Origin of the sequence: Panacagrimonas sp., assembly GCF_965216805.1 — a bacterium.
In the GTDB taxonomy this organism is placed as follows: domain Bacteria; phylum Pseudomonadota; class Gammaproteobacteria; order Nevskiales; family Nevskiaceae; genus Panacagrimonas.
The window spans coordinates 445,909-462,406 of the sequence record NZ_CBDCGN010000002.1 but is presented as its reverse complement, the minus strand read 5'-3'; the positions used below and the strand labels follow the sequence as shown (position 1 = coordinate 462,406).

Here is a 16,498-nt window from a genome sequence, read left to right as displayed (position 1 = left end):
TGGGATTCGGTGACTGGGCGCAAGCCCGACACCGACTTTATGGGTTCCTCATCTGATCGACCCGAAACCTGTATTACCGTTCCGAAAACCGATCAGATGTCCTATCTACGGGGCTTCCAATGCAGTGGACGCACCGCTTGTCGGCGTTTACGCGAACTTGGGTTCCTGTATTCGGTAAATAGGCCGAAGCCCCGTGGTCGCGAATGCTGGAGACACGACCGCGACGCGGCCAGACCTAGCAAAAAAAACGCCCGGCCATAAAGGCCGGGCGCTGTTGAGGAGACAACCGTTCTGTCGTGGACAGTTCTGCCTCAGGTCCCCAGGCGTGCCATGGCTGAGGTGGTGAGGTACTTGTTATAGACGTCCTCGCCTTCGGTCGAGTACTTGCTCTTGTAGCCCGAGGGCAGGCTCTTTTCGTGGCGGAAACGGGTCATGCGGCCCGACTGGATGTCGTGGGTATGGCAGTAGATCCAGCTCCAGTCCGGCTTGCCGTCCAGCGCCAGAATCTCTTCGACATCGTTCTTGTACTGGCCAAAGCCAGGCTCGAACTGCTTCCAGATGTCGCCACGACGGTCATAGGTGACCTGGCTGGGGAACATCATGTTGCGGGCGTCCACATAGACTTCCTTGCGACCCACCGGGGCGCGTGGGTAGCCGGTGGGCTCGGCCGAGAACACGATGGCTTCGGGAATCAGTTCCATCCAGGTGTCGTAGAAGGTCTTGCCCTTGGGGCCGCCATGGGTGGTCATGTCCCAGGTGGGGTGCTTGCCGCCCGGCCAATTGTGGTAGCCCGAGATCGCACCCAGCATGGGCATGCGCTTGACGATCTTGTAGTTGCCCCAGGTCAGGATGGGGTCGCCAGCGGCCCAGGCGTCGGACAGGAAGAAGGTGACGCCCGGCACCAGCGGCTCGAAACGCTGGTTGGTGGGGAACTGGCGCACGCGCTTGAACGCGGGGAAGTACCCGTACAGATCGGGGAACTTGCGCTGGTCGTAGTACCACACTGACAGGAAGGAGCTGCCCTTGGTGTCGTTGGGGGCGGTGAAGAACACCGACTGCAGACGCAGCTTGTCGCCCTGGCCCTGGAACACGGTACCGTCAAGGCGCGAGGTGGTGTTGAGTTCGCACCACACCAGCTCATGCCGGTAGCCGACTTCGCCGTCCGGGTTCAGGCTGTAGAAGGGGATGGCGTACTGGCTGTAGTCATGCCGTCCCCAGTTGAGGGTGAGGTTGGCCTGGGTCTGGAAGCCATCGGTGGCGTCGGGGAAGGGCAGGCCGCCAATCCAGGGCTTGGAGGTGTCGCCGTCGGTCCAGATGTTGCCGTCCGGTCCGACCTTGGCGCGTCCCTTGTTCTGCAGGGTCTTTTCCAGGTAGGTGGCGTTGAACAGCTTGGTGACGTCCTTGTTGGATTCGACGATATTGATCCGGCGGCCGTGGTTCTTGACCTGTTCGTAGGCAATCGGCTCCAGCAGATCCTTGACCACCTCGACGTTGTCGGCGGTGATGACGTCACCTGGCTTGACCTTGCCCTTGGTGTACATCTCGATGGACAGCAGCTCGTCCGGATAGGCCTTGCTGATGTCATCGGCAGAGTTGGCAATCGTCGGCCACAACGGCGCCAATACCCCGGCTCCAGCACCCATCGCCACCTTCTCCATGAAGATGCGACGGCTGTAGTCAAAATCATACTTTCTGATACGCATGCTGTTTCCCTCCTCCTCAGTTCAACCTGGGGTTCCGGCGGTTGAAATCCGGTTCTAGTTTGGCGCACGCTTAGCACCCGACACGCGGTGCGCAGCGCTTAAAACGTAAGACATATCCGTTACGTTCAACCGGGGTAACCTGGATTCCGATCCGTCAGGAACTAGCAATTACCCTTAAGTGTTAACGCTGTATCTTCCGGCTATAGACTACACCTAGTTGCCGCCCTCCAACTGCCTGATGCGCGCCTCCAACTGAGCGATCTTGACGTCGCGCGGGTTCGGCATGTAAATCGGTTGGATATCAGATGCGTTCATGGTTGCTCTTGGCACGCCACCGTAAGGGCCCGCATAGATGGTTTCGCGATCCCCTCCCCAGCTTCCATAATACGGTAGGTCCGCCGGAGGTTCCGGCTTGTTCCATTGCTTGACGAATTCCTTGAACGGAACACCGCGCTTCTTTCGCGCCTCACGCTCGGCCTGGCGCGCTTTCTGGGTTCCCTCGCGGTCGAGTACCAAGGTCTCGGGGTTGTAGACGACGTGATACACCCGCCGCGCCGCGTCGTGCGACAGCAGATTCTCCTCGATATCCCTGATCACCAGCTCCGGGTCACGGTCGAGCACATCTCCATAACCACCGCCCGAACCCTGCGTAATCATGTACAGCTCGCCCCGCTTGGCCAGTTCAAATTGCAGACCGGTGTGATGCGTGGTGTACGTAGCATCCTTGAACGGCTTCTTGTTCATAAGATCGACGATCGAAAACTCGAACGCCTCGGGGTCGGTCTTCATGACCTCGAACACATCGACGTCTTTGATCTTGCATAGCGGGTAGGTCGGCGCGCCGTAGCCACCGAAGACTCCCGGAACGCAGCCCACCTTGCTGCCGATGCAGGTGGTCATGAAACCCCACAGCGGGCTGCCGATGGAGCTGGCGATCATCTCGTAGCCCTGGCCACCGCGGAACTTGCCGAAGGCGACGTTATCCGTCATCACCTTCTTGCTGACGATCTGGATGAACGGGATCTCCTCCTCGTTGAGTTCCTGCTCGCCGAGGTCGGACATGGCCGCGAAGATTGGGGCAACAGCATGTTCGCCGTCGCGATCCGCGCGTGCGCCGCCGCCCATGCCGTTGAGATCGGCGCACAGGTTGCCAACCATCTCGTTGTGCTGGGTGATGCCGCCCCAGATGAAGGTGCGGATCATGTTGTGCCAGGGCGCGATGACCTTTGAATATTTCAGAGGCGTCGAGTACACGAACTTCGCCACCGCCAGCTGCACACAGCTGAAGGACGGGAAGAACGTCATCATCGACTGCGCGTTCGGCGCATTGTACGAAGAGTGCAGCGCAGATTTGGGATCCGTGATGACCTTGATCGGCGCGAATACCGCCTGGTTGCGTGGCATGTCCGGCCACACGAACGCGAGGAAAAGCTGCGCCAGCATGCCTTTGAGCGAGGACAGCAGCGTGTTGTTGGCCCGATTGGCGAATTCGGGTGACGAACCGCGGAAATCGCAGATCAGCTCGCTGCCGATCTTGCTCACTTCGCACTGGATCTTGATCAGCGCGTTCTCGCGCAGGGTCGAATCCGCCATGACAATCGAACGGACCTTGCCGTCGGGCCACTCGGCCAGACGACGCTGCGTCTCGGCCTTGGCGTCCTCCAGGCCCTTGCGCAGTGAAGCCAGCACATAATCCAGGCCGAACTCCTGAATGCAGCCATGGATGCGCTGCTCCATGCGGCGACACGTGAAAAGCTTGGTCTTCATGTCCTCGAACTGCAGTTTCGGCTCGCGGACCGAGTTCTGAAGAAAGGTGACAAGATCCTTCTTGAGCTCGTAGTTCTCGGCGCACTTGAAGGGCGACATCTTCAGCCCTTCTTCGTAAACCGATTCGGCCAGGGACGGCATGCCGCCCGGTTCGATCGCTCCGTTTTCGCCCTCGTGCACGGTGGTGCTGACCCAGCACACCAGCTCGCCTTCCCAGAACACCGGCATCATCATCGACTGGTCGGTGTTGTGGATGTTGCCGTAGCGAGCGTCGTTGTGGATGAATCCGTCGCCCTCCCTGACCCCCACGGTGGGATCGCCGGTCCAGTACTTGACGATGAACTTGATCGGGTGGTGAACCACCGCCGAGAAGATCAGCACGCCGCCGGCGCTGGAGACGGCCAAGTCCCCCGCGGCGGTGAACACGCCGGTGATCAGGTCGCCCCACTTCGCGCCCGGTGCGGCACCCATCTGTTCGAGCATCTCGAACGATTCGTTAGCACCGGCCTGCAGACGATCACGGACCAGCGCGTGCATCGCCGCATCGGTGCAGCTTGCAAGTGCGCGCTCTTCCGATGCACTCCGCGGCGAAAGATCATGCGTGTTCATGATGTCGGGGTCTGGCCCCAGGAACAGCACGTTATCGGCCAGAAACTGGTCGATAACGGACTTTTCCTTCTCGGTATAACTTTGAACGGTATCGTTGTTGCCCATGTGAACTCCGGGATTCGGTTGAGACTCAGGCCTTGGCCTTGAGCTTGTTGGAAGCCTTCTCGGCCTTGCCACCAGCAGTCGCCGTGCCGCGCATGAACCACGCGGCGCCGTGCACGCCAATCTCCATCGTCCAGCCCGGCTCGACCAGATAGGTGGTAACGGCGGAGACCACAACCGCCGGCCCGGTGACCACCGTGCCGACCTCCAGGGACTCGTGCTTGTAGACCGCCGTGTCGACCGGTCCTTCGTGGCCGACGAAATGGCATTTGCGAGAACCGTCTGCCGGCCCCACCGGGACGGTACGCTCGGCACGCAATTTACCCAGATTCACGGTCTCCAGTTCCACGAAACTCTGGACGCGCACGGTATTGATGCGAATGCCGGCCTCCGGCGCCTCCGAGCCCTTGCCGAAGCGGTTGCCGTAATCGACCGAAAACTGCTTGATGATTGCCATCACGTCGTCGATCGACTCGAAGCGGAGCTTGGGCGCCACAACGGTGGTGGTCGCGAGCTGATTGCCGTAGCGCATATCCAGCTCCAGCCGGTGCTGAATGTCCGACGGCTTCATGCCCTGGCGAAGCAAATCCTGGCGGCCGTTTTCTTCCAGTTCGGCGACGATATTGTTGAAGGTTTCATAGTCGTTGTAGAGCCGCCGCGTGTTGCTGTCGAAGATCCACATGAACAGCGACTTCTCGTGGATGTGCAGCTGGTGCATGTTGCCGGCACCCACGGCCGAGAAGACCGAACAGAACGGTGGCACCAGCATGCGATTGATGCCCAGCTGGTCAGCAATGCCGCAACCATGCAGGGGGCCGTTTCCGCCGTAGGCCAGCATGGTGAAGTTTGAGGGATCGTAGCCACGTGCACGCAGCTCGGTGGCGATGCCGTTGGCCATGTTGGCATCGACCTTGCGCTTGATCATCAGCGCTGCCTCGGTCACCGAGATGTCAAGCGCCTCGCAGATCTCGTCCTCGATGGCTTGCTTCGCGCGGTTGGCTTTGAGCTTGATGGCGCCGCCAGCGTAATTGGCCGGATCCAGGTAGCCGAGCAACAGGTCGGCGTCTGCCACTGTCGGTTTCAGACCCCCGCGGTCGTAACAGGCGGGGCCTGGATTTGACCCTGCGGACTCGGGCCCCACCTGCACGGTGTGATACATGCGATCGTACCGGCAGATCGAACCACCCCCTGCGCCCAGCGTGACCAGATGAATCATCGGCACGCTGACCATCCAGCGTTCGATCACCGGGTTGAAGTCGTAATGCTTGACGCCGCCTTCGACCACCAGACCGATGTCGAAGCTGGTGCCGCCCATGTCGGTGCAGATCACGTTGCCCAGATCGGCCTCCTTGGCCAGATGCTCAGAGGCACTCACGCCCGCCACCGGACCCGAATGAATGGTCTGTAGCGCGTCGGTGGAGTTCAGCTGCGCCATGCCACCGGAGTTGTGGATGACCAGCATCGGTTTCTTGTAACTGGACTCGCGCAGGTTCAGTTCCAGCGACGACAGGCCGTGGTACATGACGTCGTGCAGGAACGCATCCATGATCGTCGAGGACGCCCGCACGTACTCACCCTTACGACCGGCAACCTTGTGCGACATCACGATCGGCATGGCGCCCAGCATGTGCTCCGGATACTCCTCGAGCAGGATTTCCTGGATGCGGCGCTCGTGGACCGGATTGGAGACCGAATTGACCAGCGCCACGCAGAAGCTCTGCGCACCCCGGTCGACGAGGTTGCGAATCTTCTTCCGAAGGTCGTTCTCGTCCAGCGGCATCAGCACGTTGCCGACCGCGTCCAGGCGTTCGCGGACGCCGGCGATCATGGGCACCGGTACCAGCGGCGGCGGGCGACAGGCGCCCGGCAGATCGGCCTGGCTTTTCTCGCTCAGGCCTTCGCCATAGCCGCGGCCGCGCGCCAGCGGCACGGTGGACTCGTACCCACAGGTGACCAGCAGAGCCACCTTCGGGCCCTTGCGCTGGATCAAGGCGTTAGTGCCCAGCGTGGTGGCATAGCGGACCGAATCGACCTGCGACAGCACGTCCAGCATGTCGAGGTCGAGCTTGGCACAGCTGGCCTGCAGCGCCTCGCGGAATCCGAGCGCGAGGTTGTGGTGCGTGGTCAGGGCCTTGGACTGGATGGTGTGCTCGTTCCAGACCATGAAACAGTCGGTGAAGGTTCCACCGATATCGACGGCAACTCGTTTCATTATCGGTGGCTCCTCAGCGCAGGCCGGTGGACTTCTGGGTGTGGTACTCGACACCCATCGGCTCGGGTCCGGCGATCTTGCTCAGATCCTGCGGGCTTCGCTTGGCCCACTGCGCCTTGAGCGCGTCGATGTCGAACTCCATGTCGTGCAGCGGCGGGTGGCCGGGCGTCAGATACTCGACCTCCATCTGCGTACCGCAACTCGGACAGTAGTACTCCACGATCTGTACCCATTTCGGATCTGGTGCGAACGTGAATTCATAGGACGTGTCCAGAATCGGTTTGTGGATCTCGCGCGGATCTCGCGCGTGGACCAGCAGACCCTCCTTGTAGTTGCCGCGTGCAGGACCGACGTCGTGTTCGCACACGCGGCACATCCAGCGTTCCTTCTCAAGGTCGATCTGCAGGTATTCCGTCATCGCGATTTTCATGAATGTTCTCTCTTAGTTCTTCTGCAGAACGAGATCGTGGTTGTCGTTGACCTGGAACTTCCAGCCGGCGGGGATCAGGCACGTGAAGTACTCCTCCTCCACCACTGCCGGGCCGGTCGCGCCTTGTCCAGCAGCAAGTTCCGCATGGCGATACAGGGGCAGGCTCGCATCGGCCAGCTTGCCGCCGTCGCTCAGACGCACCCGGCGGGTGAGTTCGGTGGCTGCCGCTTTGCCGCCCTGGATATCGTCGGGCTTGAGCGCAAAGTGCGGGATGGCTTTGGTTGCGCGCAACTGCATACGCAGGTCCTGCGCGTCCTTCAGACCATCCGGGACCTTCATTTCGCCGTTGAGGCGGCGCGTGGCCTGTTCTCCGTTTTGAGTGAAGCTCAGCGTCTTCTCGAGGGTGCACTCCGACAGATCGAAGCCCTCCGCGAACATGTCACGGGTTGCACGCTCCGTCAGCCGATCAATGACATCCGTCAGGCCTTTTTCACCGCTGTCCGTGAGCGCTGCGTCGTAGCTATGCGCGATATCCGAAAAACCGATGCCGAAAGCGCTGAACACCGCGGCCATGCGCGGCACGATGATCTCCCTGACGCCAAGCGCATCGGCCACACGACAGGCCGACATCGGGCCGGCGCCACCGAAGGCCAGCAGCGCCGCGTCCGTCAAACTCGGAGCGATCTCACGCATCGCGTCGGCAATCTTGACCGTGTATGCGCTCTCCATCCGCACCAGCGCCTCATCGAGTGACAGGCCCAGGGGCTTGGCGACGTTTTCCGTAATTGCGGCCTTGGCGCGATCGCTGTCGAGCTTGAGCGTGCCTCCGAAATAGGAATCTCCGTCCAGGATTCCAAGCAGCAGGTAGGCGTCTGTGATCGTCGCTTCTGTGCCGCCGTAGCCAAAGCAGGCCGGGCCAGGCGCGCCACCGACCGACTCGGGACCGACCTGGATTTTGCCGTCAACCACTTTGAACACCGAGCTGCCGCCCGCGCCAAGACTTTCAACCTCGCACAGCGGGAACGAAATCTTGATGTTTTCCAGTGCGCCCCAGCGCTGCTCGCGCACGTTGCCGCGATCAACCACGCCGATATCAGTCGTGGTACCGCCGATGTCCATCGTCAGCAATGTGTTTTTACGATAATGCCGGGCCAGCGCCTTTGCGCCTTCCATGCCACCGCGGGGACCCGAACCCCAGGTTTTGAGCGCCACCGTCTTTGCCACGCGGGACGAAGTGCCATCGTTACAGAAAATCAACAAGGGATTGCGGGCTCGTGCCTCTCGCAGCACATTCTCAGCGTTGTAGAGAAAGCGCTCCATCGCCGGATGCAGGAACGCATTGATGATGCTGCTCCAGGTGCGGCGGCCATCATCGGCATCATCGGACAACTGGTGCGAATAGAGGATCGGCACCGCTCCGAGCAAATGGCGCGGATAGCGCAGTAAAGCCATGCGCTTGACCTTGGTCTCGTCGGCGGCTAGCGAATCGCCACCCAAACTGACCACCACGCGATTGGCGCCCGCGGACATCAACTCGTTGATAACCTTGGTCAGATGCGACTCCAGCTTGTCCTCGGCCAACGTCGGGTCGATAGATGCAACCCGGTCCGACACCATGGCGTCGAGCAGTTCGCGCTCGTCCTCGTTGCGGATGATGCTGTCGAGCTTCTGTCCTCTGCGCAGGATCAGACCCAGGCGGGGACCCTTGCGCTGAACGACGGCGTTGGTGCCCTGGGTGGTCGAATAGCGGATGTAGTCGACTTCTTCGAGCAAAGCATCGAGCCGGGCTTCACCATAGATGCGCTTCGATACCTCTTTGAGTACCTGCACGAAGCACTGGGTCAGATCGTGCGGAGTCGTCAGCGTTTTCGCATGGAAAACCTGGGCTCCGTAAATGACGCAGGCGTCGGTCAGCGTGCCGCCGTTATCGATACTGATCAACATGGACATAGAGTCCGCCTCTGTAGATTTTTAAGGGGATGCCGTCGCCAGCGGCAGGCGTGCTAGACGCCCGACCAATATGAAATTGCCCCTCAAGACCAGCAATTAGGACGCCCCCTAGGCGTCAAGGGGGTTTCCCCAAGGGGCGCTCCAGCGCTTGTGCAAAGCCGCGCGCCAACGAAAAAGACCGGCACCTCGCGGCGCCGGCCCCGGGCTTCGGTCGATGCCGAAGCCGTTCTCCGTTATTGCAACTTCAGTTCAGAAAACGACCACCCCGCGAATCGATTCGCCGCGGGTCATGAGATCGAATCCGTCGTTGATTTTTTCCAGCGGCATGACGTGGGTGATGAGATCGTCGATGTTGATCTTCTTGTCCATGTACCAGTCGACGATCTTCGGCACGTCGGTGCGCCCGCGCGCGCCACCGAAGGCCGAGCCGATCCAGCGACGCCCGGTCACCAGCTGGAAGGGGCGCGTCGCGATCTCCGCACCGGCCGGTGCCACCCCGATGATGGTCGACACCCCCCAGCCCTTGTGGCAGCACTCCAGCGCCTGGCGCATCACCTGCACGTTGCCGATGCACTCGAAACTGTAATCGGCGCCGCCCTTGGTCAGTTCCACCAGATGCGCTACCAAATCGCCCTGCACGTCCTTGGGATTGACGAAGTGGGTCATGCCGAACTTGCGGCCCATGGCCTCGCGCGCCGAATTCATGTCCACACCGACGATCATGTTGGCGCCGACCATCTTCAGCCCCTGGATCACGTTGAGGCCGATGCCGCCCAGCCCGAACACCACGCAGTTGGTGCCGGCCTCGACCTTGGCGGTGAACAGCACCGCGCCGATGCCGGTGGTGACGCCGCACCCGATGTAACAGATCTTATCGAAAGGTGCGTCCTCGCGAACCTTGGCCAGCGCGATCTCGGGTACCACCGTGTAGTTGGAGAACGTGCTGCAGCCCATGTAATGCAGCACCGGCTTGCCCTTGAAGCTGAAGCGGCTGCTGCCATCCGGCATCATCCCCTTGCCCTGAGTAACGCGAATCTTCTGGCACAAGTTGGTCTTCTGCGAGGTGCAGTAGTCGCACTCGCGGCATTCGGGCGTATACAGCGGAATGACGTGGTCGCCTTTTTTCAGGCCTTTCACGCCCGGGCCCACATCCACCACGACGCCAGCGCCCTCGTGTCCGAGGATGGCGGGAAACGCGCCCTCCGGGTCTGCGCCGGACAGCGTGAACTTGTCGGTATGACAGAGGCCGGTCGCCTTGATCTCCACCAGCACCTCGCCCTCGCGCGGTCCATCGAGCTGCACGGTTTCGATGCTCAGGGGCTTGCCGGCTTCAAATGCAACCGCAGCGCGGGTATCCATAGTTGTTCTCCTGCTCAGGTCAGTGATCGCGGCAACCGACGCCCGGGTTGCCTTTCGGGTGCAGCCATCGTCGTCGTCGGGACTTACAGGGTTTCCACCAGAGCGGTCCGCCGTTCGTCCTGCTCTGCCCAGTGAAGATGATTGAGAACCTGGCCGTCGGCCCTGACGGACTCGACCATCGACGGATCGATCGCGGCGTAGACCCAGCCCGGCGTATTCAGCTCGCCTTGTGCCAGCACGCCATCGTCGGGAAAGCCGCGGTCGGGCGGGCCGTAGACCGCCGCCGCACCGATATTGACGTCAACGGCCGGCGACCACGGCGCAACGCCCACCAGCGGCGCCAACAGCACGTGGCACTGCGACTCCAAGGCACGCGCCTGCGCAGCGACTCGCACGCGGTGGTAACCCGCCAGCGCGTCGGTGCAGGAGGGCACCAGCAATGCGGTAGCGCCAGCCGCGATCTGCGCACGCACCAGCAACGGAAACTCCGCGTCGTAGCAGATCGCCACGCCAATACGGCCCAGTGCGGTGTCGAACACCTTGGCCGGCTCGCCAGCGGTGACGCCCCAGTGTTCGCGCTCGAAGCGCGTCATGATCTGCTTGTCCTGAAACGCAGCCCGCCCGGAGGGCGCGCACAGCCACGCGCGATTGACGTAGCGCTGCGCATCCAGTTGCCAGGGGAAGCTACCGGCCAGCAGGTACACGCGATGCTCGCGGGCAAGCTCCCGATGCAGGTCCAGATAACGCGTACGCAACGCTTGCAGGGCGGGCAACTGCAGGCGCAGGTCATCCTGCATCGTCGGTTCGAGCAACGCGGCCATGCTCATCGAGGCGTACTCCGGGAACACCAGCAAGCGCGCGCCATACGCAGCCGCCTCGGCCACCCATTGCGCAAGCGTAGTAGCCGCCTGCTCCCACGAGCCTGGTCGGCTCACCGGATACTGCGCCACCGCAGCGACGAAAGACGCAGTCACAGCGTCTTCATCCAGAAGCTCATGGCCTTGGCGCTGGACTGCGTCTGGCCGATGTCCGGCCAATCGTAGCTGGCCTGCAAAGCGGTCTGCTTGCGGTAGCCGCGTCGCGTCCAGAACGCATCGTTTGGAACGTAGTCGGCCGGACGCGCCGGATGGTCCACAGGGCGCTCGACCGCACAGAATGCGCAGTGCTTGAGCCCGTGTTCGCGCGCGTGCGCTTCGCGCAACTCGAAAAATTTCACGCCCAGCCCGCGGCCGCGGTAGGAGCGCAGGATGATCGACTCGCCGAAATAATCGATCTGCGCCAGCGCCTGGCCCTGCTCCAGGAACGGTCGCTGCGCAGCGGGCTCCGCTTCGATCAGCGGCAAGGCGGTGGATGCGCCGATGCAATGCTCGCCGTCCCACACCAGTATCGCCAGACTGCGCGCACTGCGCAGATAGGTGTCCAGATATTTCTTCTCGTACTCGGAACTGCCTTCGTACAGATAGGGCCACTCGCGAAACACCGCGATGCGCAGCGCCGCCAACGGATCCAGACCGTCGGCGATCGCGGCAGCTTGCAGCGTCTGAATTCGAAGCTCCGCCATTTAACCCTTCACCTGCCGCAGCCAATCTTCCAGGTTGTAGTAGTTGGTGACTCGCGCCACATGGTTCTTGCGTATCTCGAAGAACGCACCGCCCGGCAGCCGGTATTTCTGTCCGTTGGCAGCCGGCAGACCTTCGTCGGTGCTCAGGTAGGTGCCCAACACGGTGTACTCAACCGCCGCGCGACTACCGTCAGGGTTGACCATGATCTCGATATCCGCGATCTGCTCGGCATAGCAGCGGTTCATGCGCTGCATGAACCGGGCGAATGCAGCGCGACCCACCTGGCGATCACCCTGGTTGAGATCGTGAATCACGTCGTCCGTCAGCAGACCGAGAAACTGCGGCCAGTCCGCCTGATTGAAGGCGGCGTAGTAGCGTTGCAGCAATGAGCGGGTATCGGTAGGCATAGGGGAAAGCTCGTCGATGGACCTTATCCGGTAAAGGTTTGCGTTCGTCAGGTCGTGAGGCTCATGCCGCCGGGCTGCGGTCGCCCTGCGCCAGCGCCAGCACCGCCGAACGGGCAGGCTCCTGTAATGCGCCGCCGTCGCGCAGCGCATATTCCAGAATCTGTTTGCGCATGCGCGGGTCCCAGAATCGCCTCAAGTGATTGAGAGTGCCCGCTACGGCTTCCGCCGGATCGGGCTCACCCGCGAAGAACTGGCCGATGTCGTTGGCCATGGTCACCAGGCGATCCACTTTCATCCTGGCGTCCCTAGCGGGGCACTGCTCACGCGCCCTGGGCAGGCGTACACCACGTGGCGATGCGCGCGGGCAAAGCCGATCAGGGTCAGGCCGGCATCCTCTGCCAGCCTGACCGCATACGCAGTCGGCGCAGAGATCGCCACCAGCATCGGCATGCCCACGGCCACCGACTTGGCAACCATTTCGTAGCTGGCACGACTGGTCACCACAACGAATCCGCGCGCAAGGTCGCTGTTCGTCGCCAGCAGATGACCGATCAACTTGTCCAGGGCGTTATGCCGACCGACATCTTCGCGCACGGCCACGATCAGCCCATCGGGTGTTGCCCAGGCGGCCGCGTGGGTGGAGCCGGTGGCGGCGTTGAGCGGCTGCTGCCGGCGCAAAGCCTCCAACGCGCGCCGTACCGCCCCGGCGGCGACGGCAACGCCGGCCGGCACGCGACGCGCCGGCCGCAACACGTCGGCCAAGGTCTGCGCACCACACAGACCGCAGCCGGTACGACCCCGCAGTTGGCGCTGGCGACCGGCCAAGCGCTGCGCGCACGACTGCGGAATCGCCACATCCATTTCAAAGCCCTGATCCTCGGACAGCTCGCGGAGCTGGATCGCGCCGATCTGCGCCACATCCTCGACGATGCCTTCGGTCACCGAAAAGCCGCGGGCAAAGTCTTCCAGGTCCGAGGGCGTGCACATCATCACCACGTGCGGTTCGCCGTTGTAGCGCAACGCCACCGGCACTTCTTCGGCCACGCGGTCGGGCGCCGCGCCGTCCTCGCGCCAGACCTGGATACCGCGATGCGCAGGTAGCGTCATCGCTTATCTGGCCGCCACGATATCGGCGGCGCGCAGCAGCGCCTCCTGCCGGTCACTGAACTCGCGATAGCGCTTCTGCCACTCGGAGGGCTGACTCACGCGCGCCACCTGCACCGCCGTGACCTTGTATTCGGGGCAGTTGGTGGCCCAGTCGGAATTCTCGGTGGTGATGACGTTGGCACCCGAGAACGGATGATGAAATGTGGTGTAGACCACGCCGGCTTGGACGCGCGCGGTCAAGGTGGCGCGCAGGACGGTTTCGCCGGCGCGGCTGGATACGCCCACCCAGTCGCCCTCGGCGATGCCACGCACCTCGGCGTCGTGCGGATGAATCTCGATGAGGTCCTCGCTGTGCCAGGCCAGATTGTGCGTGCGCCGCGTCTGCGCACCGACGTTGTATTGCGACAGAATGCGCCCGGTGGTGAGGATCAGCGGATAGCGGGCGGTGACCTTCTCCTGCGTGGGTACGTATTCGGTCACCAGGAAGCGGCCTTTGCCGCGCACGAACGTATCCACATGCATCGTCGGCGTACCTTGTGGATGCAATTCGTTGCACGGCCATTGAATCGAACCCAGGCGGTCGATCTCGTCGAAGCTCACGCCCTGGAACGTCGGGGTCAGACGCGCGATCTCGTCCATGATCTCGGACGGATGCGTGTAATGCATCGGATAGCCCAGCGCGTTGGCCAGCATCGCAGTGGCCTCCCATTCCCCGACCCCCGACTTCGGCGCCATGACCTTGCGCACGCGCGAGATGCGCCGCTCGGCGTTGGTGAAGGTGCCGTCCTTTTCCAGGAACGAGCTGCCGGGCAGGAACACGTGCGCGAACTTGGCCGTCTCGTTGAGGAACAAGTCCTGCACCACGATGCATTCCATCGCGCTGAGCGAGGCGGTGACGTGCTGGGTATTGGGATCGGACTGTGCGATGTCCTCGCCCTGCACGTAGAGCCCCTTGAACTCGCCATCGAGCGCGGCCTCGAACATGTTGGGAATGCGCAGGCCCTGCTCCGGCGACAGCGTCACACCCCACTCGGCTTCGAACGCACCGCGCGCCGCCGCGTCGGACACGTGGCGATAGCCCGGCAGCTCGTGCGGGAACGAGCCCATATCGCAGGAGCCCTGCACATTGTTCTGTCCGCGCAGCGGGTTCACGCCGACACCCTCGCGGCCGACATTGCCGGTGGCCATGGCCAGATTGGCGATGCCCATGACCATGGTCGAGCCCTGGCTGTGCTCGGTGACGCCCAGGCCGTAGTAGATGGCACCGTTGCCGGCGGTGGCGTACAGACGCGCCGCCGCGCGAACGTCCGCGGCCGGCACCCCTGTGGCCGCCTCCATCGCCTCCGGCGAGTTGCGCTCCTGGGCGACGAAGGCGCGCCACTTGTCGAAGGATTCGATCTCGCAGCGGGCGCGGACAAAGTCCTCCTTCACCAGGCCTTCGGTCACCACGACGTGGGCCAGCGAATTGATCAGCGCCACGTTGGTGCCAGGGCGCAGCGCCAGGTGGTGGGCGGCCTCGATATGCGGCGTGCGGATCAGGTCGATGCGGCGCGGGTCGGCCACGATCAGCTTGGCCCCCTGCCGCAAGCGCCGCTTCATCTGCGAGGCGAACACCGGATGGCCGTCGGTTGGGTTGGCGCCGATCACCATGATGACATCGGCCTGCATCACCGAGTCGAAGGTCTGCGTGCCGGCCGATTCGCCCAAGGTCTGCTTCAAACCGTAGCCGGTCGGCGAGTGACACACGCGGGCGCAAGTATCGACGTTGTTGTTGCCGAAAGCCGCTCGCACCAGCTTCTGGACGATGTAGACCTCCTCGTTGGTGCAGCGGCTGGAGGTGATGGCACCCACCGAGTCGCGCCCGTAGCTGGACTGGATGCGCTTGAACTCCGACGCGGCGTAGTCGATGGCTTCGTCCCAGCTCACCTCGCGCCAGGGGTCGGTGATCTTCGCGCGGATCATGGGCTTGGTAATGCGGTCGCTATGCGTGGCGTAGCCGATCGCGAAACGGCCCTTGACGCAGGAGTGACCATGATTGGCGTGGCCGTCGACGTTCGGCACCATGCGGATCACTTCCTGCCCGCGCATCTCGGCGCGGAACGAGCAGCCCACGCCGCAGTAGGCGCAGGTGGTGATCTCGCTGTGTTCGGCCTGACCCTGTTCGATGACGGTCTTCTCGGTCAGCGTGGCGGTCGGGCAGGCCTGCACGCAGGCACCGCAGGAGACGCACTCCGAGGACAGGAAAGACTCGTCCACGCTGGCGGCGATCTTCGACTCGAACCCGCGGCCCTGCACCGTCAGCGCCAGGGTGCCTTGCTGCTCGTCGCAGGCGCGCACGCAGCGCGAGCAGACGATGCACTTGGAAGCATCGAAGGTGAAGTAGGGATTGGACTCGTCCTTGTCGACGAAGCGCGGATTCGGCACGGCGCCCTGACCCGGCACGTACTTGTGGACATGGTTGTCGCCTTCGTAGCCATAGCGCACTTCGCGCAGCCCGACGGCGCCGGCCATGTCCTGCAGCTCGCAGTGGCCATTGGCCGGACAGGTCAGGCAGTCCAGCGGATGATCGGAGATGTACAGCTCCATCACCCCGCGGCGCAGTTGCGCCAGCTTGCCGTTCTGCGTGGTCACCTTCATGCCTTCGGCCACCGGCGTCGTGCACGAGGCCGGGTAGCCCTTCATGCCCTCGATCTGCACCAGGCACAGCCGGCAGGACCCGAAGGCCTCGAGGGTGTCGGTGGCGCAGAGCTTGGGAATCTTCAGGTCGGCCAGCGACGCGGCGCGCATCACGCTGCTGCCCTCGGGCACGCTGACCTGCCGACCGTCGATGGTCAACGTCACCATCGCGTCACCGCTACGGGCCGGTGTTCCAAGATCGTTTTCGGCAATCGAGCGCATGGTGCTTACCTCACGAAAAGAAGCGTTCAACGCAAAGGCGCGAAGAAGAAATGATGAAAGGACGCGAAGGATCAAAGATGGTTGACGACGCGCTTGGTGCCGGCCCGAATGGTTTCGGCGTGAAAGTTGAGAATGAGACCGAGCCGCTTGCCGGCCAGTCGCAAATAGGTGAGCAACTGCGCGGCATGAATCGGAGCGAGCTGCGCGACCGCCTTGATCTTGATGATGAGCAGATTTTCGACCAGTAAGTCGACCCTGTATGCATCCCCGAGATCCATGCCCTTATAGGTCGCGGCAAGGAGATGCTGGCGCTCGAATCGCAAGCCGCGCTGCTCCAGTTCGATGGCCAGGGCCAACTCATAGGCAGATTAGAGCAGGCCGATCCCGAGCGT

At 62.6% G+C, this 16,498-nt stretch carries 13 protein-coding genes; all 13 read right to left on the bottom strand.

Annotated features, from left to right (window positions below):
• Window positions 1-311: 311 nt before the first annotated feature.
• Window positions 312-1,703, bottom strand: coding sequence for a DUF1329 domain-containing protein (locus ACOOHP_RS02170; RefSeq protein WP_420464823.1), 1,392 nt, complete (start codon window positions 1,701-1,703; stop codon window positions 312-314).
• 213 nt (window positions 1,704-1,916) lie between these two features.
• Window positions 1,917-4,184, bottom strand: coding sequence for a hydantoinase B/oxoprolinase family protein (locus ACOOHP_RS02165; RefSeq protein ID WP_420466932.1), 2,268 nt, complete (start codon window positions 4,182-4,184; stop codon window positions 1,917-1,919).
• Between the two features lie 25 nt (window positions 4,185-4,209).
• On the bottom strand, window positions 4,210-6,393 hold the full coding sequence (locus tag ACOOHP_RS02160) for a hydantoinase/oxoprolinase family protein (RefSeq protein WP_420464822.1): 2,184 nt from the start codon (window positions 6,391-6,393) through the stop codon (window positions 4,210-4,212).
• Between the two features lie 13 nt (window positions 6,394-6,406).
• Entirely contained in the window at window positions 6,407-6,823 is a 417-nt protein-coding gene (locus tag ACOOHP_RS02155; protein WP_420464821.1) for an acetone carboxylase subunit gamma, read from the bottom strand.
• Between the two features lie 12 nt (window positions 6,824-6,835).
• Window positions 6,836-8,773, bottom strand: coding sequence for a hydantoinase/oxoprolinase family protein (locus ACOOHP_RS02150; protein WP_420464820.1), 1,938 nt, complete (start codon window positions 8,771-8,773; stop codon window positions 6,836-6,838).
• 249 nt (window positions 8,774-9,022) lie between these two features.
• Complete coding sequence (locus ACOOHP_RS02145; protein ID WP_420464819.1) at window positions 9,023-10,132, bottom strand: S-(hydroxymethyl)glutathione dehydrogenase/class III alcohol dehydrogenase; 1,110 nt, start codon at window positions 10,130-10,132, stop codon at window positions 9,023-9,025.
• An 83-nt stretch (window positions 10,133-10,215) separates the two neighbouring features.
• Window positions 10,216-11,106: a carbon-nitrogen hydrolase family protein gene (locus tag ACOOHP_RS02140; RefSeq protein ID WP_420464818.1), complete on the bottom strand. Its 891-nt coding sequence runs from the start codon at window positions 11,104-11,106 to the stop codon at window positions 10,216-10,218.
• Window positions 11,103-11,693 carry a GNAT family N-acetyltransferase gene (locus ACOOHP_RS02135; protein WP_420464817.1) on the bottom strand — a complete coding sequence of 197 codons (591 nt, stop codon included), beginning with the start codon at window positions 11,691-11,693 and terminating at the stop codon, window positions 11,103-11,105. Before ACOOHP_RS02135 ends, ACOOHP_RS02140 begins: the two co-directional genes overlap by 4 nt.
• The gene (locus ACOOHP_RS02130) at window positions 11,694-12,101 is read right to left on the bottom strand and encodes a ketosteroid isomerase-related protein (RefSeq protein WP_420464816.1); all 408 of its coding nucleotides are present in this window, start codon (window positions 12,099-12,101) and stop codon (window positions 11,694-11,696) included.
• A 61-nt stretch (window positions 12,102-12,162) separates the two neighbouring features.
• A complete protein-coding gene (locus tag ACOOHP_RS02125) occupies window positions 12,163-12,396 on the bottom strand; it encodes a formate dehydrogenase subunit delta (RefSeq protein WP_420464815.1) in 234 nt (77 codons plus the stop codon).
• Entirely contained in the window at window positions 12,393-13,208 is an 816-nt protein-coding gene (gene fdhD / locus ACOOHP_RS02120) for a formate dehydrogenase accessory sulfurtransferase FdhD (protein ID WP_420464814.1), read from the bottom strand. The genes ACOOHP_RS02125 and fdhD overlap by 4 nt, the downstream gene beginning before the upstream one ends.
• A gap of 3 nt (window positions 13,209-13,211) precedes the next feature.
• Window positions 13,212-16,106 (bottom strand): formate dehydrogenase subunit alpha, encoded by a 2,895-nt coding sequence (fdhF, locus tag ACOOHP_RS02115; RefSeq protein WP_420464813.1) that lies wholly within the window; start codon window positions 16,104-16,106, stop codon window positions 13,212-13,214.
• A 71-nt stretch (window positions 16,107-16,177) separates the two neighbouring features.
• Window positions 16,178-16,462: a GxxExxY protein gene (locus ACOOHP_RS02110; protein WP_420464812.1), complete on the bottom strand. Its 285-nt coding sequence runs from the start codon at window positions 16,460-16,462 to the stop codon at window positions 16,178-16,180.
• Window positions 16,463-16,498: the final 36 nt, after the last annotated feature.